This window comes from Microbacterium flavescens, from assembly GCF_018588945.1.
Classification (GTDB): Bacteria; Actinomycetota; Actinomycetes; order Actinomycetales; family Microbacteriaceae; genus Microbacterium; species Microbacterium flavescens.
In genome coordinates, this window is sequence record NZ_JAFIWA010000005.1 from 172,850 (window position 1) to 194,837 (window position 21,988).

At 69.9% G+C, this 21,988-nt stretch carries 20 protein-coding genes; 7 read left to right on the top strand and 13 right to left on the bottom strand.

Annotation, left to right across the window (positions count from 1 at the left end):
• Positions 1-118 precede the first annotated feature (118 nt).
• A complete protein-coding gene (locus tag JX005_RS11405) occupies positions 119-433 on the top strand; it encodes a DUF7882 family protein (RefSeq protein WP_214467658.1) in 315 nt (104 codons plus the stop codon).
• A gap of 83 nt (positions 434-516) precedes the next feature.
• Positions 517-831, top strand: a complete 315-nt coding sequence (locus tag JX005_RS11410; protein ID WP_214467659.1) for a hypothetical protein — start codon at positions 517-519, stop codon at positions 829-831.
• Between the two features lie 4 nt (positions 832-835).
• Here the strand turns inward: JX005_RS11410 and JX005_RS11415 are convergent, their stop codons facing one another.
• Positions 836-1,396 carry an acyl-CoA thioesterase gene (locus JX005_RS11415; protein WP_214467660.1) on the bottom strand — a complete coding sequence of 187 codons (561 nt, stop codon included), beginning with the start codon at positions 1,394-1,396 and terminating at the stop codon, positions 836-838.
• A 153-nt stretch (positions 1,397-1,549) separates the two neighbouring features.
• Here JX005_RS11415 and JX005_RS11420 point away from each other — a divergent pair, with 153 nt between their 5' ends.
• A complete protein-coding gene (locus tag JX005_RS11420; protein ID WP_214467661.1) occupies positions 1,550-2,056 on the top strand; it encodes a GNAT family N-acetyltransferase in 507 nt (168 codons plus the stop codon).
• A gap of 8 nt (positions 2,057-2,064) precedes the next feature.
• Positions 2,065-2,835 (top strand): coenzyme F420-0:L-glutamate ligase, encoded by a 771-nt coding sequence (gene cofE / locus JX005_RS11425; protein WP_214467662.1) that lies wholly within the window; start codon positions 2,065-2,067, stop codon positions 2,833-2,835.
• A 16-nt stretch (positions 2,836-2,851) separates the two neighbouring features.
• Here cofE and JX005_RS11430 read toward each other — a convergent pair whose 3' ends face one another.
• Genes JX005_RS11430 through JX005_RS11445 form a run of 4 tightly spaced genes read right to left on the bottom strand, consistent with a single transcriptional unit; the run spans position 2,852 to position 7,120 of the window.
• Positions 2,852-3,664: an MBL fold metallo-hydrolase gene (locus tag JX005_RS11430; protein ID WP_307858568.1), complete on the bottom strand. Its 813-nt coding sequence runs from the start codon at positions 3,662-3,664 to the stop codon at positions 2,852-2,854.
• A gap of 1 nt (position 3,665) precedes the next feature.
• Complete coding sequence (locus JX005_RS11435; RefSeq protein WP_214467663.1) at positions 3,666-5,357, bottom strand: cytochrome b/b6 domain-containing protein; 1,692 nt, start codon at positions 5,355-5,357, stop codon at positions 3,666-3,668.
• Between the two features lie 7 nt (positions 5,358-5,364).
• On the bottom strand, positions 5,365-6,330 hold the full coding sequence (locus JX005_RS11440) for an electron transfer flavoprotein subunit alpha/FixB family protein (RefSeq protein ID WP_214467664.1): 966 nt from the start codon (positions 6,328-6,330) through the stop codon (positions 5,365-5,367).
• A gap of 13 nt (positions 6,331-6,343) precedes the next feature.
• A complete protein-coding gene (locus tag JX005_RS11445; protein WP_214467665.1) occupies positions 6,344-7,120 on the bottom strand; it encodes an electron transfer flavoprotein subunit beta/FixA family protein in 777 nt (258 codons plus the stop codon).
• Between the two features lie 242 nt (positions 7,121-7,362).
• Between JX005_RS11445 and JX005_RS11450 the strand changes: the two genes are divergently transcribed.
• Positions 7,363-7,899: a MarR family winged helix-turn-helix transcriptional regulator gene (locus JX005_RS11450; RefSeq protein WP_214467666.1), complete on the top strand. Its 537-nt coding sequence runs from the start codon at positions 7,363-7,365 to the stop codon at positions 7,897-7,899.
• A gap of 85 nt (positions 7,900-7,984) precedes the next feature.
• Here the strand turns inward: JX005_RS11450 and JX005_RS11455 are convergent, their stop codons facing one another.
• From JX005_RS11455 to JX005_RS11465, 3 genes are all read right to left on the bottom strand, one after another.
• The gene (locus JX005_RS11455) at positions 7,985-8,761 is read right to left on the bottom strand and encodes an enoyl-CoA hydratase (protein WP_214467667.1); all 777 of its coding nucleotides are present in this window, start codon (positions 8,759-8,761) and stop codon (positions 7,985-7,987) included.
• A 141-nt stretch (positions 8,762-8,902) separates the two neighbouring features.
• The gene (mmsB, locus tag JX005_RS11460; protein WP_214467668.1) at positions 8,903-9,808 is read right to left on the bottom strand and encodes a 3-hydroxyisobutyrate dehydrogenase; all 906 of its coding nucleotides are present in this window, start codon (positions 9,806-9,808) and stop codon (positions 8,903-8,905) included.
• Between the two features lies 1 nt (position 9,809).
• Positions 9,810-10,970, bottom strand: a complete 1,161-nt coding sequence (locus tag JX005_RS11465) for an acyl-CoA dehydrogenase family protein (RefSeq protein ID WP_214467669.1) — start codon at positions 10,968-10,970, stop codon at positions 9,810-9,812.
• Positions 10,971-11,186: 216 nt separating this feature from the next.
• Here JX005_RS11465 and JX005_RS11470 point away from each other — a divergent pair, with 216 nt between their 5' ends.
• On the top strand, positions 11,187-12,194 hold the full coding sequence (locus JX005_RS11470) for a CorA family divalent cation transporter (RefSeq protein WP_214467670.1): 1,008 nt from the start codon (positions 11,187-11,189) through the stop codon (positions 12,192-12,194).
• A gap of 21 nt (positions 12,195-12,215) precedes the next feature.
• On the opposite strand, the gene JX005_RS11475 is transcribed toward JX005_RS11470, so the two are convergent.
• The 3 genes from JX005_RS11475 to pulA all read right to left on the bottom strand — a co-directional run bounded on the left by JX005_RS11475 (position 12,216) and on the right by pulA (position 19,107).
• Entirely contained in the window at positions 12,216-12,548 is a 333-nt protein-coding gene (locus JX005_RS11475; RefSeq protein WP_214467671.1) for a YciI family protein, read from the bottom strand.
• Between the two features lie 117 nt (positions 12,549-12,665).
• The gene (locus JX005_RS11480; RefSeq protein WP_214467672.1) at positions 12,666-12,839 is read right to left on the bottom strand and encodes a hypothetical protein; all 174 of its coding nucleotides are present in this window, start codon (positions 12,837-12,839) and stop codon (positions 12,666-12,668) included.
• Positions 12,840-13,041: 202 nt separating this feature from the next.
• Positions 13,042-19,107 carry a pullulanase-type alpha-1,6-glucosidase gene (gene pulA, locus JX005_RS11485; protein WP_214467673.1) on the bottom strand — a complete coding sequence of 2,022 codons (6,066 nt, stop codon included), beginning with the start codon at positions 19,105-19,107 and terminating at the stop codon, positions 13,042-13,044.
• A gap of 289 nt (positions 19,108-19,396) precedes the next feature.
• Here pulA and JX005_RS11490 point away from each other — a divergent pair, with 289 nt between their 5' ends.
• Positions 19,397-20,176, top strand: a complete 780-nt coding sequence (locus tag JX005_RS11490; protein WP_214467674.1) for a hypothetical protein — start codon at positions 19,397-19,399, stop codon at positions 20,174-20,176.
• Between the two features lie 72 nt (positions 20,177-20,248).
• Here the strand turns inward: JX005_RS11490 and JX005_RS11495 are convergent, their stop codons facing one another.
• Entirely contained in the window at positions 20,249-21,682 is a 1,434-nt protein-coding gene (locus JX005_RS11495) for an HNH endonuclease signature motif containing protein (protein ID WP_214467675.1), read from the bottom strand.
• A gap of 101 nt (positions 21,683-21,783) precedes the next feature.
• The gene (locus JX005_RS11500; protein ID WP_214467807.1) at positions 21,784-21,975 is read right to left on the bottom strand and encodes a hypothetical protein; all 192 of its coding nucleotides are present in this window, start codon (positions 21,973-21,975) and stop codon (positions 21,784-21,786) included.
• Positions 21,976-21,988 lie beyond the last annotated feature (13 nt).

Genomic DNA, 21,988 nt, shown 5'->3' on the forward strand with positions numbered 1-21,988 from the left:
CCTGGATGCACATGCGCATTTCGTGCAACACCAGACACGAAAGCCGGAAGGGCGTATACTCCCGCCACGCGCCGGCTGACCGCGTCCTCCAGGCCCCACTCCGCGCTAATCTGGCGAGATGGGCACGCTCACCTACGACTCGAAGATCGCCGTCTCGATCGATGACCGCGTGCTGGCGCACCTGCAGGCCGTCGTCTGGGCCAAGCTCCGTCGCGGCGAGCAGTTCCCGTTCACGTGGACAGACCCGATGCGCAGCGGAATGGGGCGCACGTCGGTGTGGCTCAGCCCGCACGTGCCGCTCTCGTTCGAGTACTTCGGCAGCCGCCAGCCCCGCCTCAACCCCGCGTGGATCGAGGCGCTGACCAAGGCGGCGAACTCCCCTGCCGGCCTGTCTCTGGTGCCCGAGCCCGACGACCCCACAGCCCCGCGGTAGAACATCTGCTCGCGCGAATACCCCGCGCCGTCGGATTAGTCAAGGCCCCACTGCTGGAGAGCGGCCCGCATAGCGTTGCCGACATGACCTTTCCCACTCTGACAGCCCCGGCGTCCTGGCGTGTGCAGTGGCGCAGCCTCGAGCGCGGCGGCTGGGAGGCCGGTCGCGGTGGCCGCAAGGTCGGCTCCGTCCGCCGCGAGCGCGGCGTCTACGTCGCCAGCACGCCCCGTGGCCGCACCGTCGGCGAGTTCGACTCACTGCCCGAAGCCCTCGAGGCCGTCGGGCGAGGACCCTTGGCGCCGATGGAACCGACCCGAGTCTGGACGGCGCTCCTGCTGTCCGTGAACGTCGCCATGGTCGCCTCCCTGGCCGCCATCGCCACCGCACTGTTCACCTGAGCCGTCAGCCCCAGACGCTCGGCGCCGGCCCTCGCGACGGCGGGAGAGCGGATGCCGCGGCCCAGTCGTGCACCCACGTGTCGATCTCGGGGATGCCGTCCGGATAGCCGACGGCCGCGAACAGCTCTTCGTGCGAGAGCGTGCCGCCGCTGCGCTTCATCATGCGGGCGCGGACGATCACGCGGGCGTACACCTCGCCCTCGACCACCGCACGGTGCTCCAGGTAGACGGCCTTGTCGTCGTGGCCGATCATGCGCGACTCGATGTCGAACCGCTGCCACAGCTCGAGCGACTTCCGGAAGGTGACCGTCTCGCTCGACACGACCGCGTACCAGCCGCGGCGCTTCATGACGTCGAAGAGCCCTGTCCTGATCAGCAGATCCCAGCGCCCGAGGTCGAACAGGGACAGGTAACGCCCGTTGTTCATGTGCATCAGGATGTCGAGGTCGGTCGGCAGAGTCGTCAGGCGCACGCGGCCGATGCCGGTCGGCGGCAGGCGCCCTTCGCGCCGCACCCGACGCCGAGCAGCGAGCATCACGAGCAGGGTCCGCCAGATCACGTTCACGGGGAGTGATGGTAGCGATCCACGACCGCCGTCGACATTCGGTTGTGGGTTTCCGACACACCGGGGCGCGGCATCCCACTCCCCTGCCCGACCCCGAGACGGGCCCCGTCCGGTCGATTTCGCGTCGTGCGAGGCCCGGCGTAGAGTCGGCCCATGGAAGCCGAACTCCAGACCGACATCGTCGTCCGTCCGGTGCGCGACGTGGACGCAGAGGCCCTCGGCCGCGTCCACGCGACCTGCTGGCACGAGACCTACGACCACCTCATCAGCAAGGCCGCCCTCGAGGCCGTCTCGCCGAAGCGGCTCGCCGAGCTGTGGACCCACTGGGCCGTCCAGGGCCCTGAGTTCAAGATGTTCGCGGCGCTCGTCGGCGGAGAGATCGTCGGCTTCGCCGGCTCGGGCCCGGCACGCGACAAGGATGCCCCGCGCTTCCGCGAGCTCTACTTCATCTACCTGCTCGACGAGTACCACGGCACCGGGATCGGCCAGAAGCTGTTCGACGCCGTGGTCGGTTCCGATGAAGAGCTGTACCTCTGGGTCGCCGACGACAACCCGCGCGCGCACCGCTTCTACACGCGCAACGGGTTCACGCTCGACGGCGCATCGCACACCGAGCCGTTCCTGGGTGAGACGCTCACCGAGGTCCGCTTCGTCCGCTGATCGCTGACGTGCTGCAGGTCTGGGCTCTCGACGGGATCCCCGAGATCGCGCCGGGCGATGACCTGGTGTCGATGATCGCGGATGCCGCGGCCGGCGCCCTGTCCGACGGCGACATCGTCGTGGTGACGTCGAAGATCGTGTCCAAGGCCGAGGGACGCATCCTGGCGGCCGACGACCGCGAGGATGCGATCACCGCCGAGACGGTGCGGGTGGTGGCATCGCGGCCGACGCCGAACGGCGGGATGACGCGCATCGTGCAGAACCGGCTCGGCATGGTGTCGGCCGCCGCCGGCGTCGACGCGTCGAACACCCCCGAGGGCACCATCCTGCTGCTCCCGGAGGATCCCGACGCTTCGGCACGGCTCATCGCCGCCGGGCTGCGCGAGCGCCTGGGCGTGCAGGTCGGCGTGCTGGTCTCCGACACGCTCGGCCGCGCCTGGCGCGACGGGCAGACCGACCACGCCATCGGCGCGGGCGGAGTGCACGTCTTCGAGGATCTCCGCGGCGGGACCGACGCCGAGGGCCGGCCGCTCGTCGTCACGATGCCGTGCGTCGCCGACGAGCTCGCCGCGGCGGCCGACCTGGTCAAGGGCAAGGCGGCTCGGCGTCCGGTGGCCGTGGTGCGCGGGCGCGCCGACCTCGTCGGCTCCCTCGATCTTCCCGGCGCCCGCACGATCGTGCGCCCCCTCGAGCGCGATATGTTCCGCCTCGGCGCCGACGAGGCGTATGCCGAGGGGTACGCCGCTGGCGCGGCATCCGCAGCTCCATCCACCCCGTAGGCGTACCGGTGTGCGGTCAGGGAGCCGAGCCCGCGAGATGGTCCAGCTGGGCGCGCGTCGAGGCCACCGCGGCGAAGCGGACGCGCGGGTCGATCTCGCCGTAGACGCGGTCGACGATCGCCTCGACCAGCGCGGGATCGTCGGATGCCTCGGCCCCGAGCTCCGCGAGAACGCCGCGCACCTGATCCAGGCGCTGGCTGCGGTGGGCCCGGTACTCGCGGCAGGTCGCCGCGAGGTCGGGGAGCATCGCTCCGTGCGCGGGCAGCACGGGGATCGATCCGAATGCCTCGAGCGTGTCCAACGATGCGAGGTAGGGGCCGATGGCACCGTCGGGGTGCGCGATCACGGTGGTTCCGCGGCCGAGGATGGTGTCGCCCGTCAGCATCGTGCCGCCTGCAGCGGAACCGCCCGGCGCCGTGTCCTCCGGAAGATGGAAGCTGACCGAATCCGTGGTGTGCCCGGGCGTGGCCACCACCCGGATGCGCGTGCCAGAAGCCTCGATCTCCTCGTCCGCTGAGAGGGGCGCCGCCTCCCGGCACAGGTCGGACCGCCACGCCCGGACAGGGGCGCCAGTGAGCGCGACGAGCGAATCGACCCCCTCGACGTGGTCCGGATGGTGGTGCGTGATGAGGATCAGCTCGACCCGCCCGAACCCGGCGATCCGCTCCAGATGCGCGGCATCCTCCGGACCCGGATCGACCACGACGACCCCGTCGGCGCCGGGCGACGAGATGAGGAAGGAGTTCGTGCCGTCCAGCGTCATCGGCCCGGGATTGGGCGCGAGCACCCGTGTGACCAGCCGCGTCCAGCGATCCGGAGACGGCGTCACGTCAGCGACTCGAGACGCTGCCGAACAGCCGGGCGATGGGCGCGAGGACGAGGGGCCGAGCCGCGATCCAGGCAGCCGCGATGACGAGCATCGAGACGGCGAAGATCCAGAATCCTGCCCAGTTGTCGGCGTAGGCGTTCGGGTCGACGGAGCCCTGCGCGGCGTACATGTGGTTCAGGTTGCGCAGCGCCCCGGTGGCGAACACCAGGACGACGTGCACGAAGATGAACAGCACGAAGTAGATCATCACCGGGAAGTGCACCGCACGGGCCCACTCCACGGGATACGCCTTGCTCAGGCCTGTGGCGTTCTTCGGCCAGATCCCCGACATCCGCACGCCGGTGATGACGGCGAGCGGAGCCGCTACGAACACCGTGGCGAAGTACGCGATCTGCTGGAGCGCGTTGTAGTTCACCCAGCCGTTCTCGGTCGGCCAGTCGAGCGACACGTACTGCAGCGCCGCAGAGATCGCGTTCGGGAAAACCTCCCACGACGTGGGGACGATCCGCATCCACTGCCCGGTGAGGAACAGCAGCACCACGAAGATGACGCCGTTGACGAGCCACAGGATGTCCAGCGACTGGTGGAACCAGATCGTCAGGCTGATCTTGCGCTTGCTGTTCCACTTCGGCGTCCAGAACGCCGTCGGTCGCTTCTCGCCGCGGATTCTGATGCCCGAGCGGATGACGAGCACCATCAGGAACACGTTGAAGAAGTGCTGCCAGCCGAGCCACGCCGGGAACCCGACCGGGGCTCCTTCGGGCAGGTGGTACTCGCCCGGGTACGCCGCCAGGAAGTCGGTGCCCCACTGCGTCGAGAGCAGCCACCGCACCGCGAACACCGCCATGCCCGCGGCGAACAGCAGACCGCCGCCGGCGACGATGGCCGCGCCGGCCCACTGCGTCTTGGTGAACGGTCCGATCCGCGCCGGCTCGGGCTTGGCTGCCGGGCGGGCCGACGCCGCGGCCCCGGGCCACACGGTCCGGGTGAACGGCAGCGGCCGATCCAGGGGAACCCCCGACGGCGTGCGGGCAGGCTCAGGTGCGACCGCGACGGCAGCGGCCGCCGGAGCGGCGGGAGCGGTGACGGATGCCGCGACCTCCGGCACCTCGGGCGCTTCGGGCGCGGGCACGGGCGCGGCGGGCGCGAACCCGGCCGGCGGCCACGGCTCGCCGCCGGGCGTTCGCGGCAGTCCGCGGCGAAGCTTCGGGCCCTCGACGCCGGCCGCGGTCGTTGAGCGAGCGGAGCGAGACGAAACGTCGCCCGCCGGAGTCTCGGGCTGCTCCGCGCGTTTCGTCTCGTCGCTTCGCTCCTCGCTCAACGACCCGGAAGGAGCAGGCGCGGATGCCGCGGCAACGGCCGGCGCGGCAACGACACCCGCGGGCGGCCACGGCTCGCCGCCGGGCGTGCGCGGCAGCCCGCGACGGATCGCGCGGCCCTCGACGCCGCTGGTCACGGTCGTTGAGCGAGCGGGGCGAGACGAGACGTCCTCGACGGGCGTCCCTGGCTGCGCAGCGCGTTTCGTCTCGTCGCTGCGCTCCTCGCTCGACGACCCCGAAACCTCGGGAGCGGCAGCGGGAGCCGCAGCGGGCGAAGCAGCGACGCCGTCCGGCGCCTCACCGCTCGGAGGCCAGGGCTCGCCGCCGGTCATGCGCGGCAGGCCGCGACGCAGGGTCGTGCCGTAGGTCGCCATGACTCCGCTACGCCTTCTTCGCCTCGAGTGCCGCGATCAGCTGCGGAACGACCGTGAAGAGGTCGCCCACGACGCCGAAGTCGGCGACCTCGAAGATCGGCGCGTCGGCGTCCTTGTTGATCGCGACGATCGTCTTGGCTGTCTGCATGCCGGCCTTGTGCTGGATCGCCCCCGAGATCCCGAGTGCGACGTACAGCTGCGGTGCCACCGACACACCGGTCTGCCCGACCTGCGCCGCCTGCGGCACGTATCCGGCATCGACCGCGGCACGCGATGCGCCCACGGCTGCGCCGAGTGCGTCGGCGAGCTGCTCGACGAGCACGAACTGGTCCTTCGAGCCGAGACCGCGACCGCCGGAGACGACCTTCGTCGCACCACGCAGCTCCGGACGCGACGACGACACGACCGCGGCATCCACCGACTCGACCGTCGCCGTCTTGCGGCCCGACGGCGTCACCTGCAGCGCCTCCACCGCGGGAGAGGCGACCGCGTCCGCCCGCGCGTCGACCGAGCCCTGCCGGATCGTGATCACCGGCGCACCCCACGTGACCGCGGACTGCACGTTGTACGCGCCGCCGTACACGGAGTGCTGCGCGAGCACGCCTTCGTCGTCGCGCGAGACGCCGACGGCATCGACCGCGATCGCCGACCGCGTGCGCGCCGCGAATCGTCCCGCCGCCTCCCGGCCGGTCACCGAGTGCGACACCAGGATGGCGTCCGGGCGCACCAGCGTCGCAGCGGCGTCGAGGGCGTCCGCGATCGGCACCACCAGACCGTCGCCGGCGGGTGCGACCAGCACGGATCCGGCGCCGAGGGCCGCGGCATCCGTCGCCAGCTTCTCGTAGCCGACCACGAGGGCGACCGGCGTGCCGACCTGCGCGGCTGCACCGAGCACCTCTGCGGCCGACTTCGCCAGCTCGCCGCCGGGGGTCACGTCGAGCAGGACCAGGATCGAATCTTCAGCAAACGTCATCACACACGCACCCTTACGCCAGCCGGTTCTGAATCAGGAACTCGGCGAGCTTCTCGCCGGCATCGCCCTCATCGACGATCTTCGTGCCCGCCTCACGCGGCGGTTTCTCCGACAGACCGATCACGATGGACCGCGACGCGTTCGGATCGTGCGGGTCGATCCCGAGGTCGTCCAGCGACAGCGTCTCGAACGGCTTCTTCTTCGCCGCCATGATGCCCTTGAAGTTCGGGAAGCGCGCATCGGGCAGGGCCTCGGTGATCGAGATCACCGCCGGCAGGGTCGCCGACAGGTTCATCGACGCGCCCTCGACCGCGCGCGTGCCCGAAACGGTGCCCTCGCCGATCTCCACCGACGTCAGATACGTCGCGGCGGGCACATCCAGGATCTCCGCCACCATGACGGGGACCACGCCACCCGAGCCGTCCGTCGACTGGTTCCCGGCGATCACCAGATCGAAGCCGGTGCGCTGCACCGCCGCCGCCAGCACCTCCGCGGTCAGCCCCATGTCGGCACCGAGCAGCGCCTCATCGACGACCTGCACCGCCGACGCGGCACCCATCGCCAAGCCCTTGCGCACGGTGGACGTCGCCGACTCCGGCGTCATCGACAGCACCACGACCTCGGTGCCGGGATTCTTGTCGGCATACGACAGCGCGACCTCGATCGCGCGCTCGCCGATCTCGTCCATGACCGCTTCCGATGCCCCGCGATCGGCCAGACCGGTCTCCAGAGACAGCTTGCGATCCCCGTAGGTATCCGGGACTTCCTTGACCAGGACGACGATCCTCATATCGATCTCCTCACGCTGGGCACGAGTCTAAGACGCAGCGAAGAATGTACCCAATCGAGCGTTGCGGGCAGGTAACGGGTCGCGCAGATCCCGGACAATGTATACACAGAGAGCGGATCCGGGCGACCCGAAGAACGCACATCCACCTTGGCAACGCGATTCGCCCGGGAGCAACCCGTCGTCGCACTGAGTGAGCGGAGGACGGGAGTTCTTCCACGCTACGGTGGATCGAGGAGGTCGACATGGCAGCACCCAAGCGTCTTCCGGTCGATCCGATCGCCGAGGCCAAGAGGCAGTGGATCGAGCACGGATGGGAGCCGGCCGCGGCCGGCATGACCGCCGTCACCTCGATCATCCGCGCACAGCAGCTGCTGTTCGCCCGCATCGACGCGACCCTCAAGCCGTTCGGCCTCTCTTTCGCCCGGTACGAGATGCTTCGCCTCCTCGCTTTCACGAGAGCGGGACGGATGCCGATGGCCAGCGCCATCGCGAGACTCCAGGTGCATCCGACCAGCGTCACCAACACGGTCGACCGCCTCGCTCGTGACGGCCTCGTCACCCGCGAGCCGCACCCCATCGACGGGCGCGCCGCGATGCTCGTCATCACGCCCGCCGGGCTAGATCTCGTCGAGGACGCGACGGTCGCCCTCAACGAGGGCGTGTTCGAAGACGTCGGCCTCACCGAGGACGACACGGCCGAGCTGGTGCGCATCATCGCGCGGTTCCGCAAGGACTCCGGCGACTTCACCGACCCGCGGCCGCAGCCCGACCCTCTGTAACGCTGCGCGAGCGAAGCGAGACGAAACGCGCCCTGACCGCCCCACCCCCCGGTCGTTGAGCGAGCGAAGCGAGACGAAACGCGCCTCACCGCCCCTGGAAGTCAGGCGACCGCTTCTCGCGGAAGGCCGCCATGCCCTCCTTCTGGTCGGCGGTGTCGAACAGGCTCGCGAAGATGTGGCGCTCGAGACGCAGCCCCTCGGCGAGCGGCACCTCCATGGCCGCGTCGAGCGTCGCCTTCGCCGCGTACAGCGAGGGCAGCGATTTCGAGGCGATCGCCTCCGCCGTCTTCGCTGCCTCGTCGAGAAGATCGGCGGCCGGCACGACGCGCGAGACGAGTCCCGAGCGCTCGGCTTCCGCGGCATCCATCATCCGGCCCGACAGGATCAGGTCGGCCGCCTTGTAGTACCCGATCGCGCGGATCAGGCGCTGCGAGCCGCCCATGCCCGGGATGACCCCGAGGTTGATCTCGGGCTGCCCGAACTTCGCGTTGTCGGCGGCGAGGATGATGTCGCACATCATCGCCAGCTCGCAGCCGCCGCCGAGCGCGTAGCCCGAAACCGCCGCGATGACCGGCGTGCGCACCGCGGCGAACTGCGCCCATCCGCCGAAGTGGTCGCCCATCAGCATCTCGAGTCCGTTCTTGGACTCCATCTCCTTGATGTCGGCACCGGCGGCGAACGCCCGCTCGGTCCCGGTGAGCACGATGGCGCCGATGCCCTGGTCGAGATCGAAAGCGGATGCCGCGGCCACGACATCCCGCATCGTCTGCGTGTTGAGGGCGTTGAGCGCCTCGGGGCGGTTGAGGGTGATCCAGCCGACGCGTCCACGCGTCTCGACCAGGATCGTCTCGTACTCGGCCATCGTTGCCCGCTTTCGTCTCAGGGTCGTGAACATTTCACCAGAACAGGTGATCTGGCGGCGACAGGCCGATCCGGCCGCAATCGTCCTGCCTGCGCCAGAACAGGAGATCTCGGCAAGCGGAGACCGCTCGGCGACGCCGGGTCAGTCGGTGTCCGCGCGGATGGTGTTGATGATCCCCGAGAAGTCCTGGCCGGCACCGGGGCCGTCGGCGAACTCCTGGTAGATCCGCCGGGCGAGCATGCCCATCTGCGCATCGACCCCCGTCGAGAGGATCGCGTGCTCGGCGAGCCCGAGGTCCTTCGACATGAGGGCGCCCGCGAAGCCGGGCTGGTAGTCGCGGTTGGCGGGGCTCGTCGGCACAGGTCCGGGCACGGGGCAGTTCGTGGTGAGCGCCCAGCACTGGCCGGAGGCGTTCGAGGCGACGTCGAAGAGCGCCTGGTGTGAGAGCCCGAGCCGCTCCCCCAGCACGAACGCCTCGGCGACCGCGATCTGCGAGACCGCGAGGATCATGTTGTTGCAGACCTTAGCCGCCTGGCCGAGCCCTGCTCCGCCGCAGTGCACGACGCGACGCCCCATCGCCTCGAGGACGGGCCGCGCCGCCTCGAAGTCGTCGTCGCCACCGCCGACCATGAAGGCGAGCGTCGCGTTCTCGGCGCCGACGACCCCGCCCGACACGGGCGCGTCGAGCGAGCGGTGTCCTGCGGCCTCGGCCAGCTCGTGGGCGGCGCGCGCCTCGTCGACGGCGATGGTGGACGAGTCGATGAACAGCGTGCCCGGCTCCGCGACGGCGAGCAGCCCGTCGGCGCCGTCGACGCCGCGGTAGGCGTCGAGCACCTGGGTTCCCGACTGGAACATCGTGATCACGATCTCGGCACGGGACGCCGCCACCGCGGCCGAGCCCGACTCGGCGACCGCGAGTCCGCCCTGGGCCGCGGCATCCATCGCTCCCTGGAAGACGTCGAAGCCGACGACCTCGTGACCCGCGGCGGCGAGGTTGCGGGCCATCGGGAGGCCCATGTGTCCGAGTCCGAGGAAGGCGATGCGCATGTCAGGCTCCCAGCAGCTCGCGGCCGATGATGACGCGCATGATTTCGTTCGTGCCCTCGAGGATCTGGTGCACCCGCAGGTCGCGGACCACCTTCTCGATGCCGTAGTCGTGGAGGTAGCCGTAGCCGCCGTGCAGCTGCAGCGCCTCGTTCGCGATGCGGAAGCCCGCGTCGGTCGCGTAGCGCTTGGCCATGGCGCACTGCATCGACGCGTCGGCGGCCTTCGCGTCGACCGCGGCCGCGGCATCCCTCACCAGCGCACGCGCCGCGCGCAGCTCGGTCGCCAGATCGGCGAGCGTGAACACGACCGACTGCTTCTCGGCCAGCGGCTCGCCGAACGTGAAGCGCTCGTGCACGTAGGCGACCGCCCGGTCGAGCGCCCACTGCGCTCCGCCGAGCGAGCATGCGGCGATGTTGATACGGCCGCCGTCGAGTGCCGACATGGCGATCTTGAACCCCTGGCCGTCGCTGCCGAGCATGTTCGCGGCGGAGACGCGCACCTCGTCGAGGATGACCTGGCGCGTCGGCTGCGCGTTCCAGCCCATCTTCTTCTCGTTCGCACCGAACGAGAGCCCGGCGGTGTCGGCCGGCACGAGGAACGCGGTGATTCCTCGCGCGCCCGGGTCGCCCGTGCGTGCCATGACGATGTAGACGGATGCCTCGCCCGCGCCGGAGATGAACTGCTTGACGCCGGTCAGCACGAACTCGTCGCCGTCGCGGATGGCGCTCGTGGTGATGGCGGCGGCGTCGGATCCTGCACCGGGCTCGGTCAGGCAGTAGCTGCCGAAGCCCTCCATCGAGGTGAGGAGGGGGAGCCACTCCTGGCGCTGCGCGTCGGTGCCGTACGTGTCGATCATCCACGCGACCATGTTGTGGATGCTGATGTACGCCGCGATCGCGGGGTCGCCGACGGCGAGCTCCTCGAAGATGGCCGCCGAGTCGGAGCGGGAGAGTCCGGTTCCGCCGACGTCCTCGCGCACGTAGATGCCGCCGAGCCCGAGCTCACCGGCGCGGTGCAGTGTGTCGCGCGGGAAGTGCTTCTGCTCGTCCCACTCCAGTGCGTGCGGCGCCAGCTCGGCAGCGGCGAACTCACGGACCGCTTCGATGACGGCGGCGCGCTCGTCCGGCGAGAGGGCAGTCGGTGGGGTGATCGTCATGGACATCGTTGCTCCTTCAGCCTCACCGGAACGCCTTCGTGAGGCATCCTGATGAAAGTCACCGTGCCTTCGTTGGCACCTTGCCGATTTTACATGGACTTCCATGTATTTGCGAGGGAGTCAGAGATTGCGCGGCCGCTACGCCGCTTCGACCGAGATCACAAGGCCTTCTTCCGCGGGCTGCCGACGCCTACCGTTGAGCCCGCCACGGGAGGGGTTCACATGTCTCAGACCACGCAGGCCGATTCGAACGGCGCCGTCTTCCAGGTGCTGGACGGGATCGAAAGGCTCGACGACGCGGACGTCTCCGATGTCCCCGCGGCGATCAAGAGGGCATCACGGCGCGACGGCTTCGTCTGGGTGTCGCTCGTGAACCCCGATGAGGACCTCGTCACCGAAGCGCGGGAGCGGCTGGGCATCCATCCCGTCGCCGCCGCGGATGTCGTGTCGGGGCGACAGCAGCCGAAGGTGCAGAAGTTCGCAGAGCACCTCTTCGTGCTGCTCTGGCAGATCCTCCCCCAGGACGGCTCGAGCGACATCGACCTGGGCCAGACCTTCCTCTACATCGGAGAGGGCTGGCTGCTCACCGTCCAGCGCACCGACGGCGAGGCCACCGACCTCCACGAGCTCGTCTCGGAGTCGCCCGTGGAGCTGCGGAACAGTCCGATGGCGGCCGCGTACGTGATCATGGCCCACATCGTCGACGGTTATGCCAAGGCAGCGGCCGACGTCGAGTCCGATCTCGAGGAGCTCGAGGAGCAGGTCTTCACGGACTCGACGACGGAGGACCACCGGCGCATCTACCGGGTGCGGAAGAACATCGGCCGCATCGACCGCGCGGTCTCGAGCATCGCGGCTGCGCTCCGGGAGAGCACCGACCACCTCGACGCCATGACGGTGCGCAACGAGCACGTGGTGCCGTACCTGCACGACCTGCTGGACGATGCTGCGGGGACGGCCGCCCTGATCAACAATCAGAGCCGCGCGCTGGACGCGATCCTGTCGAGCCACGAGAACAACGTCGCCGCACGTCAGAACAAGGACATGCGCACCATCTCGGCGTTCGCGGCGCTCCTCGCTCTGCCGACCCTCATCGCCGGGCTATACGGGATGAACTTCAAGAACATCCCGCTGGTGCAGTGGCAGTACGGGTGGCTGGCGATCGGCGTGGCGATGGTCGTGGTCGACATCGTCATCTACGTCATGTTCAAGCGCCGCAACTGGCTGTGAGCCGCCCCGCAGTCCCGACGGCTATTCGTCCCAGGGCGCGAACGCGCGAAGCTCGATCTGCCCGTTGCGGGCCATCGGATGCCGCGCCGCGATCTCGATCGCCTCATCGAGGTCTTCCACCTCGAGGATGTCGAAGCCCAGGATCACCTCGCTCGTCTCGGCGAACGGTCCTCGCGTCGTGAGCACCTTGCCGCCGCGCACCCGCACGACGGTCGAGTCGGCCGGCGGCGCGAGCACCTCCCCGATCACCCGCTTGCCGCTCGCATCGAGCGGCTCGACCCACAGGTCGATGTCGGACTGGTCCTCCGGCGCATCGGGCTGCGGGTCGCTGACGACGAACATCATGAACTTCATGGTCTGATCCTTTCGTGGCGGGGCGGCCTGACACCACCCTCGTGTGGGGCGTCGGACGTCACGGCGCTCGATCGACACTTCGCGCGAACTTCTCTCGGCGGCGGAGGCCGATCTCGTTCAGAGGCCCTCGAGGACGGCCGCGCCGAACACGAACGCGCCGGCGGCTGCCACCGCCGCGAGCGCCACCGCGACGATGATCACGACGAGGATGTTCCCCGCCACCGTCAGCAGCAGGGCGCCGGCGTTCGAGAGCCCCCGGCGGGTGGTCTGGATCGGAGAGGTCGCTGTCACCCCAACGACGCTACGGAGCGTCGTACCGCCGCGCGTCCGTCGCAGGTCTCATCGGCGTCCACCCCGAGGATGACTTCCGGCATCCCTCGAGGCGTTTCGTCTCGTCGCTCCGCTCCTCGCTCAACGACCCGGAGGAACGGCCTCTCCCCGGGGTCGTTGAGCGAGCGAAGCGAGACGAAACGCGCCGAACCCTCGGCCGAGCTCAGAGGATCAGCAGCGGCACCGGCACGACGGCGCGCGAATCCTGGAACCCGGCCGCGCCGTCGAACGACGTGCGCAGCAGGTGCAGGCCGCGGCCCAGCGCCGGAAGGGCGATGCTGACCTTGCCCTTGTCGGACGCCGTGAGCTGCGCCGTCGCGATGACCTTCGCCCCGTCGGTGACGGTCACCGTGCCGACCGGCGCGGAGCCATCGGCGGCGACGACCTTGCCGACCACCTTGACGGCCGCGCCCTTCTTGGCGACGACCTTGTCGGGAGCCGCGAGCACCGCCGTGCGCACGTCCTCCTTGTCGACCAGCACCGCGACGGACCGTGCCGGCACGGTGAGCGTCGCGGCCGCGGCATCCCACGTCGTCGTCTTCACCACCGCGTCGGAACCGTTCGCCTGCGCGGCGGTGAGGGCGAACCCGCGCCCCGCGAGGTCGGGCAGCGCCTGAGTCGTCGCCTCGGGCGAGGCGTTGAACACCACCAGCGCACCCTCGAGCTCGCGGTCGACGTCGTCACCGACGAGGTCGTCGATGAGCATCACGACCACGCCGGGCGTGGCATCCGGTCCGCTGTTCGGGAACGACACCTTCTGATTGATCAGGTCGGCCGAGCCGAGACGCAGGAGACCCACCTCCTCGCGGATGCGCAGCAGATCCATAGCGGATGCCTCGGCCGCCGCGATGTCGGATGCTCCGGGCTTGAGCGCCGGGTTCTCGAGCAGCGGCTTCATGAACGACCACTTGTCCTCGTTGTCGGCCTTGCGCGGCAGGCCCGACCCGAAGGTCGACTCCTGACCGGTCCAGTCGATCCGGTTGAACCAGTCGCCCGAGTTGTAGCTGTTGCGGTCGAGCGACTTGGAGCGCAGCAGCTCGGTGCCCGCGTGCCAGAACGACGGCGTCTGCGAGAACGTCGTGGTCGCGAGCGACAGCGTGTTCATGCGCACGCGGTCGGCCATCGAGGTGTCGACCGGCAGCTTGAACACCTGGTGGTCGTACAGCGTCTCGTTGTCGTGCGCGTCGACGTACGTGATGACCTCGTCGGGCTGGTCGGCGTACCCCGCCGGCGAGCCGTTGTAGTCCAGCTCGTCGCCCGCCTTCACGGTGCCGTCCGACGCGGTCATCTCGAAGTCGCGGAGATTGCCCGCGAGGCCGAGCTTCACCAGGTCGGTCTTGTGCGAGAGATCGCCCGCCGGGTCTCCGGGAACATCGGGCCGGCCGTTCGGGTCGGTGAACAGGCCGGTGCCGAAGCCCTGGTAGAAGATCGATGCGCCGTCGACCGGGCTGCCGCCGTGCACGGCGTCACGCAGCCGGTCGCTGAACGTGCCGATGCCGGTTCCGCCGAGCTGTCCCTGCGTGGCCTGTTCGAAGAGCGCGTTGTCCGCAACCTCGCCGAAGTTCCAGCCCTCGCCGTACAGATAGATCGCCTCGCCATCCACTCCATCCGCCGTGAGCGTGAGCTCGTCGAGCGCCGCACGGATCGCGAGCATGTTCTCCTTCGAGTGGTGGCCCATCAGGTCGAAGCGGAAGCCGTCGACCTTGTAGTCGCGCGCCCACGTCACGACCGAGTCGACCATGAGCTTCTGCGCTACCGCGTGCTCGGTGGCCACGTTCTGGCAGCACGTCGACGTCTCGACGTTGCCGGCGAGATTCAGGCGGTGGTAGTAGCCGGGCACCACCTGGTCGAGCACGGACTTCGCGTCCTGACCCGACTGCGCGGTGTGGTTGTAGACCTCGTCGAGTACGACCTGGAGGTCCATGTCGTGCAGCGCGCCCACCATCTCGCGGAACTCGTGCACGCGCGCCCCTCCCTCGGGGTCGACGGCATACGAGCCCTCGGGCGTCGTGTAGTGGTACGGGTCGTAGCCCCAGTTGAAGCCGTCGGCGTCGATCACCTCGGCGATGCAGGCCTGCTGCTCCTCGCTGCCCGGACCCATCGACGCCAGGTCGCAGTCGGGTTCGGCCTGCGCGGCGCGGTCCTCCTCGATCGACGCGATGTCGAACGACGGCAGCAGGTGCACGGTGTTGATGCCGGCGTCGGCCAGCTGGCGCAGCTGCTTCGTGCCCGCGCTGTCACGGGTGAAGGCGCGGTACGTGCCCCGCTCCTCGGCCGGCACGGTCTCGTCGGTGATCGAGAAGTCGCGGATGTGCAGCTCGTAGATCGCACGGTCGACCGGCCGGTCGATGACCGGGGCCTTCGCCTTCTCCCACTGCTTGGGCTTCCACGACTTGTCGTTCAGGTCGATCGCGACCGAGCGCTCGGAGTTGAGCGTCAGCCCGACGGAGTACGGATCGGTCACGACGTTCGTCACGACCTCGCCCGCCGACGGAGCGTAGACCACGAGCTCCCACAGGTACTCGTCGCCCTTGAGCGCCTTCGCGCCCTGGACCGTCCAGACACCGGATGCCGCGTCCCACGCCGCCTCGTGACGGGTCGGGTCGCCGGCGGTTCCGGCATCCCACGTCAGCAGCGTCGCCTGCTGCGCGGTCGGCGCCCACAGCCGGAAGGTCGGCTTGCCGGCCTTGAACGAGACGCCGAGAGGCGTGTCTGCCACCGCGTCGGCGTAGAGGTCGTCGAGGACGCCCGGGATCTGCACGCCGGTGTAGGCCTTGAGCACCCCGCCGGCGTCGCGCTGCGACACCATGAGCTGACCCTTGAGCAGCGTCGCCGCCGCCGCTCCGTCGATGTGAAGCGCGACGAAGCCTGCGAGTGCCGGGAACTGCTCCTTGTGCTCGGCGGTCAGGCCGCCGTCGACACGGGTGAGGTCGATCGCGTCGCCGCCGGTGATCTCGCCGTCGGTGAGGACCAGGGATGCGTCGTCCGACGCGTGCAGCTGCCACGAGGCATCCGCGGCCGTCGTACCCAGATCGGCGGGCCAGGCGATGGTCTCGGCATCGATCCAGTGGGCGCGGAGCTCACCGGTGCCCGCGAGCGGCGGGTCGCTCGCCTTGACCGTGAGGATGTGCGTCTCGAGGTTGTACCGGAAGGTCACGACCTTGCCCGCGGTGGCGCTGAACGTGATGTTGGCGCCGCCGGGCGCGCCACCCGCCCCGTAGTTCTCGTCCCAGCTGAGGTTGTGCGCGACCTTGACCTCGTACGAGCCGGTCGGCAGGTCGTCGGTCGTGTACTGGAAGATGCCGTCCCTGTTGCGGTCGAACATCATGGTCGCCAGGCACTCGGGCTGCCAGTCGCCCGGGCAGCCGAGCTCGCTCTGCAGCGAGCCGGGCAGGGTGAGGACGGGTCCGTCGGCCGTCGACCAGATGTTCTTCGTGCGGGAGTCGAAGTAGAAGGTGATCGCGCCGCCGTCGTGGGCCAGCACGATGTCGGAGCCGCCGGGCGCCCCGCCGGCACCGTAGTTCTCGCCCCACGACTTCTCGACAGCCACCTTGTAGGCGTAGTCGCCGGCAGGCAGATCGAGGGTGAGGTGCCAGATGCCCTGGGCCTCGGTCATCTGCACGGCCTCGCACTCGGGCTGCCAGTCGCCGGGGCATCCCGCTTCGCTGTTGAAGCTGCCGGGGACGCTGACGAAGCCGTAGTCGGTCGGCTCCTGCGGCTCGGGCTCTTCCGGCGTCTCGGGTTCCTCGGGCTCGTCGGGAGCGGCAAGCGTCACGCGGTTGCCCACGGAGGCGTACGTCGATGCGGCCGAACGGTGGCCCGCGGCATCCGTCGACACCGACCGGTACTCGACGAGCGTGCCCGCCGCGAGGCCGGCGACGTCGTGGAAGACCCGGGGCGAGGTGTCTTCCGCGGTGCCGAGCACGTGCCACTCGTCGTCGCCGACGACGCGCCACGCGAAGCTCGTCTCTGCCCAGACGCTGTCGGCGATGTCGGCGCCGACCGGGGTGACGCCGCTCAGGCCCGCGCCCGCTGAGGGGACGGTGACGGCGATGTCCCCGGCCTGCTCGGGAGCGGTGACGGCCTTGCCGGCGGTGTAGACCACGGCCGAGAGCGCCGGCACGGTGACCGACGCGACGCCGGCGGAGTCTGTGGTGAAGCCGCTGCCGCCGCCGTAGAGGGGAGTGAACGAGGCGTCCGTCGTCAGAGTCGGGATCGACACGGTCTTGTCGGCGGTCGCGTTGTTGGTCGCCACGAGGTACTCGATCTTCTCGTCGCGGTCGACGCGGCTGAACGCGTAGACGCCGGATGCGGCGTCGTCGAAGTAGCGCTCGATCTGCGCGCCGGACTCGAGCGCGGGGTGGCTGGAGCGCAGGTCGGCCAGCGCGGCGATGTGCTCGTACAGCGGGGCGTCGGTGTCGTAGCGGTCGACGCTGCCGAGCTGCTCGCCGGTGACGAGCGGCTGGTTCGCGTAGTCGGCGGTCTGGGTCGCGAACAGCGTCTGACGCGCGTCCTTGTCGCCGCCGGTGCCCGCGAAGCCCTGCTCGTCGCCGTAGTAGACGACCGGCTGGCCGCGTGTGAGGTACATCAGCTCATGGGCGAGCTCGTCCCGCTGGAGCGCGTCGGCGCCGGCGAGGAAGTGGCCGATGCGGCCCATGTCGTGGTTGCCGAGGAACGTCGGCAGCGCCGTCGCCGACGAGTCGGGCGTCGTGTACATGTCGTCGCCCGCGAAGAGGGTGCGCAGGCCGGTCGGCGTGGCGGCGGCCCCAGTGCCCTTGGCGTACGCGGTGGCGGCGCTCTGGAACGTGAAGTCGAGCACCGAGTTCATGTCGCTCTTGCGCACGTACGGCGAGAGCTTGGCGGGGTCGGCGTCGTACACCTCGCCGAACATGAAGAAGTCGGGCTTGCCCGCCGCGTGCGCGTAGTCGAGCACCTCGGTCGACCAGGTCTCCCAGAACTCGAAGTTCACGTGCTTCGCGGTGTCGATGCGGAAGCCGTCGATGCCCAGGTCGATCCAGTCCTGGTAGACGTCGACGAACCCGTCGACGACCGTCGGGTGCTCCGTCATGAGGTCGTCGAGCCCGACGAAGTCGCCGAACGTCACCGACTCGCCCGCCCAGGTCGAGTCGCCGCGGTTGTGGTACAGCGTCGGGTCGTTGAGCCACGCCGGAACCTTGACGTCGGCGTCAGCCGGGGCGATGACGGGCGTGTAGGGGAAGCTCGTCGCCGGGTCGAGTGCGGGAAAGGTGTCCGTTCCGGCGTACGTGGCGGGGTCGAAGGCGGTGCCGGAGGCGTCGCGATACGGCTCGGCCTCCTGCGTGATGTAGGTCTGCGAGCCCTCCGCGTACGAGATCACGTCGGCGGTGTGGTTCGTGATGATGTCGAAGTACACCTTGATGCCGCGGTCGTGCGCGTCGTCGATCAGCGCCTCGAGCTCGGCGTTCGTGCCGAGGTGCGGGTCGATCTGCGTGAAATCGGTGATCCAGTACCCGTGGTAGCCGGCGCTCGCATCCGCGCCGGCGCCCTGCACCGGGCGGTTCTTGAAGCTCGGGGTCAGCCAGATCGCCGTCGTTCCGAGGCCCTCGATGTAGTCGAGCTTCGAGTGCAGGCCGGCGAGGTCGCCGCCCTGGTAGAAGCCCTTGTCGGCCGGGTCGAAGCCGTGCGCGAGGCGGTCTCCGTCGATCCCGCCGGTGTCGTTCGACGCGTCGCCGTTGGCGAAGCGGTCGGTCATGACGAAGTAGAACTGCTCGGCGCTGCCCGGCTGACGCACCGGCGCGGCGACGAGGGCGTCGTCGGCGTCGGTGTACCCGGCCGCGACCGACAGCACCTCGATGCCGATGCGGTGGGTCGTGTCGTCGTAGCTGAAGCGCAGCGTCGACGGACCGGCGACCGTGAGCGGGATGTTGGCCCCGCCCTGCACGCCGTCGGCACCGTAGCTCTCGGTCCACGCGTCGTCGACGGCGACCTTGTACTCGTACGACCCGGCCGGCACTTCGAACTCCGCCGCATAGATGCCCGCGGTGTCGGTCGGGGCGAGCTCGGACGCGGCGCAGGCCGGATCCCAGTCGCCGGCGCAGCCGACCTCGTTCTGGAGGTCGCCGACGAGCGCGAAGGTGCGTTCGGCGGCAGCCGCGGGGGCGATGGCGACCAGTCCCCCCGTGAGGATCAGGGCCGCGGCGGTGAGGATCGCAGCGGAACGGCGGACACGTGCGGATGTCGGCTTCGACACGGAAAACTCCTGGGGGAGGCAGGGCACGACGACGTACCTGTTGGTGCAGTGTGCGGCCGACGCTAGCAGGGGCGGAGTCGAAACTGCAAGCGCTTACATTATGAGAAGTCGCTCATTTGCGGATGCCTCGCCCGGCGCGCTCGGCTCGCGCAACCGGTCCGCGCAATCGCTTGCAGCGTGGATGAGGTCTGCGGGACGGGTTGCAATCGGGGTGGACGCTGACCGCTCGAGTTTGTGGACATGCCACAGCGATCCGCGGAATCAACGGTGACACGGGCAGAATCTGGCGATGCCCCTCGTCACCGGTCCCCTGCGGGGCATGGCAGCCGCCGCCCTCGCACTTGCACTCGCCGTCACGGTCGCGGGGTGCTCGGGACTGCCGTCAGCGGACGGCGACTGGCAGGCCGCGCGCGCTGCGGAGCGCATCGCCGACGACATCGCCGCGCACTCCGAGAACGTCCCGCGCATCACCGTCCCGGAAATGATCGCGTGGTGGATACCCCAGAGCCCGACGCCGGCCGAACCCGGCATGGCGATCGTCGAACCCCTCGCCTGGTCAGGAGAGTCCGCCGGCAGTCAGGCGACGATCGACATCAGGGTGGATGTCGACGTCGAGGCGCACTCGTCGGCGCAGATCTTCGGGAAATCGTGGAGTGCCGGCTCGGCGACGCGCTGCTTCCGACTCGAGTGGGTCCGGTACGAACCGGCCCGCCGGTCGGAGATCGCGTGTCCCGAAGGGCCCGCACCCGCCCGGCCGCAGCCCGCTGCCCGGCCTGACCTCACGCAGGCCGACCAGGACCGCGTGGCGGCGATCCTCGTGGGGCACACGACGGCCGCAGATGCGGCCGGGGCTCTGCGCGAGGCATTCCCCGAGGAGTACGTGACCGTCGAGACGGACGAGGCCGACGACGGAGTGGTCGCGGCGGTCGGGATCCCCGCGGAGCTCGAGTGCATCCTGGCGCTCCGCGACTCCACGGGCGCGGTCACCTTCCCCAGCTTCCGCCGCGTCTCGCTGGAACCCGGCGAGATCGGCTGCTCCACCGAGCTCTACACCGATCCGCCGTTCTGATCGCCGCGAGGCCACGGCCGTGCTGCGGTGCTGCGGCCCGGCGGCGCACTCGATCAGCGAAACCGCGTCCGATCACGTGCGCATGGCGATCTGATCCCGCCGCCGGGTCGGAGACTTCGTGACCGGGCGCCACCTCACCTCGGCGTCCCACCAATACGGGCCCTTCACGTACGGCGCGCCGTCGACCATGCACACCTGCCATCCGCCGGTGTCGATGGTGCGATGGTGAAACCAGCACAAGAGGACGCCGTTGTCGATGTCGGTCGGCCCGCCTCGCGAGTATTCCTGCACGTGATGCACCTCGCACCACTGCGGAGGAACGCCGCACCCGGGAACGAGGCATCCGCCGTCGCGGAGTGTGATCGCGCGCCGCTGATGGTGGTTGAACACGCGGTCCAGCGTCACGAGCGACACGATCCGGCCGTTGTCGGCGAGCACGACCCGCTGCACCGCACCCGCGCACGCGACGTGCCGAGCCGCGGCGAGCGGGATCGGCTCGTCGTCACCGGGCAGGTGCGCATTCCCGCGCCCCGATGCGAGGTCGTCCTCACGCACGTGCACGACCAGGGTGGGAGCCGCCCCGCCGAGCATGGGCAGTTCACCGGATGCCGCAGCCGCTGTCACGAGCACCGCCAGGGCGTCATGCCGTCGCTGTGCCGGGGTGCGGGGGTCGGCGGCGTCCTCGCGTGGGCCATTCGCGTGTGAGTCGGCGTCCGTCTCGATGAAGCACGGACCAGGCGCCGGAGCGCCGTCGACGCGCGGGTTCAGAACGCTGTCGATTCCGAGTTGCAGTTGCGCGGCGACCTCGGGCAGCAAGCCGCCCCGCACCGGAATCAGCCCGTCACCGTCACGCCTCCCGAAGGTCAGCCCACGCTTGCGCATCGCCCGCGTCTCGGCCGGCTCCGCCCCATCGGGATCGAGGTAGGCCGCCCACACCTGCGCGAGGGCACCCAGCTCGTCGGCCGACGCCGGCCCTGCAGCATCCGCACCCCGTCCGCAGGCTGCGGCGGCGAGCTCTTCATCGGCGGCAAGCAGCCCCGCACGCCCTGCGCTTGCACGCCGGAACGCGCATGCGACAGCGACGACCCCGTCCACGCCCACGGAGGCCTCCGCGAGCGCCGCTCGCAGTCGCGGGAACTCAGCGGGCAGCAGCTCCCCCGTCGCCCACGCCGTGCTCCGTCGCACGGCCCCCGCGGCAGCGGCGAGAGCGGTCGCGCCTCGGCCCGACACGCGGGTCGCCCGCTGGACCAGTTCACTGAGGTTGCGGCAGCCGTAGCGGGTCGTGACACGGTCGGAGTGCGGGCGCTGCTCGTCACGCTCACGGACCAGCGCCACCGCCTCGATCATGACCGCCTCGACACCGCGCTGCACACGACCCGCCGCCGCCAGAACGGACAGCACCTCGTTGTCATCTCGGGTGCGCAATCCGTCGTCGGCGAGAGCCGCGGACGACAAGGCAGCAAGCGCATCGCCGACCGCCGCGAGGGCCTCGGCGAAGTTCGTCATACCCCCATTCTGGCGAGGGGTTCCGACATTCAAAGGCCCAGATCAGAGGATGTTTTGAGCCTGTGGATAACCCCGATCTCCCAGCCGTGTGGAGGAGGCGGTCAGCGGCTGCGCGACCGTCGCGCGATGCCGATCACGATGAGCACCAGCCCCACCCCCACGACGATCGGTCCGATGACCGCCCACGTCGTCGAGCCGGTCATCGCGGAACCGCCGAGCATGCCGATTCCCTGCAGCGCCCACACGGCCCCGACGACGACGAGGAGGATCCCGGGAATGACGAACACCCACATCCGCTTCACCCGC

Bases quoted from the DNA above. Each gene is read 5' to 3' on its own strand.
- JX005_RS11405 (WP_214467658.1), top strand. From the start codon at position 119: ATGGGCACGCTCACCTACGACTCGAAGATCGCCGTCTCGATCGATGAC.
- JX005_RS11410 (WP_214467659.1), top strand. From the start codon at position 517: ATGACCTTTCCCACTCTGACAGCCCCGGCGTCCTGGCGTGTGCAGTGG.
- JX005_RS11420 (WP_214467661.1), top strand. From the start codon at position 1,550: ATGGAAGCCGAACTCCAGACCGACATCGTCGTCCGTCCGGTGCGCGAC.
- JX005_RS11435 (WP_214467663.1), bottom strand. From the start codon at position 5,357: ATGGCGACCTACGGCACGACCCTGCGTCGCGGCCTGCCGCGCATGACC.
- JX005_RS11440 (WP_214467664.1), bottom strand. From the start codon at position 6,330: ATGACGTTTGCTGAAGATTCGATCCTGGTCCTGCTCGACGTGACCCCC.
- JX005_RS11445 (WP_214467665.1), bottom strand. From the start codon at position 7,120: ATGAGGATCGTCGTCCTGGTCAAGGAAGTCCCGGATACCTACGGGGAT.
- JX005_RS11450 (WP_214467666.1), top strand. From the start codon at position 7,363: ATGGCAGCACCCAAGCGTCTTCCGGTCGATCCGATCGCCGAGGCCAAG.
- JX005_RS11455 (WP_214467667.1), bottom strand. From the start codon at position 8,761: ATGGCCGAGTACGAGACGATCCTGGTCGAGACGCGTGGACGCGTCGGC.
- mmsB (WP_214467668.1), bottom strand. From the start codon at position 9,808: ATGCGCATCGCCTTCCTCGGACTCGGACACATGGGCCTCCCGATGGCC.
- JX005_RS11465 (WP_214467669.1), bottom strand. From the start codon at position 10,970: ATGTCCATGACGATCACCCCACCGACTGCCCTCTCGCCGGACGAGCGC.
- JX005_RS11470 (WP_214467670.1), top strand. From the start codon at position 11,187: ATGTCTCAGACCACGCAGGCCGATTCGAACGGCGCCGTCTTCCAGGTG.
- JX005_RS11475 (WP_214467671.1), bottom strand. From the start codon at position 12,548: ATGAAGTTCATGATGTTCGTCGTCAGCGACCCGCAGCCCGATGCGCCG.
- JX005_RS11490 (WP_214467674.1), top strand. From the start codon at position 19,397: ATGCCCCTCGTCACCGGTCCCCTGCGGGGCATGGCAGCCGCCGCCCTC.
- JX005_RS11495 (WP_214467675.1), bottom strand. From the start codon at position 21,682: ATGACGAACTTCGCCGAGGCCCTCGCGGCGGTCGGCGATGCGCTTGCT.
- JX005_RS11500 (WP_214467807.1), bottom strand. From the start codon at position 21,975: ATGTGGGTGTTCGTCATTCCCGGGATCCTCCTCGTCGTCGTCGGGGCC.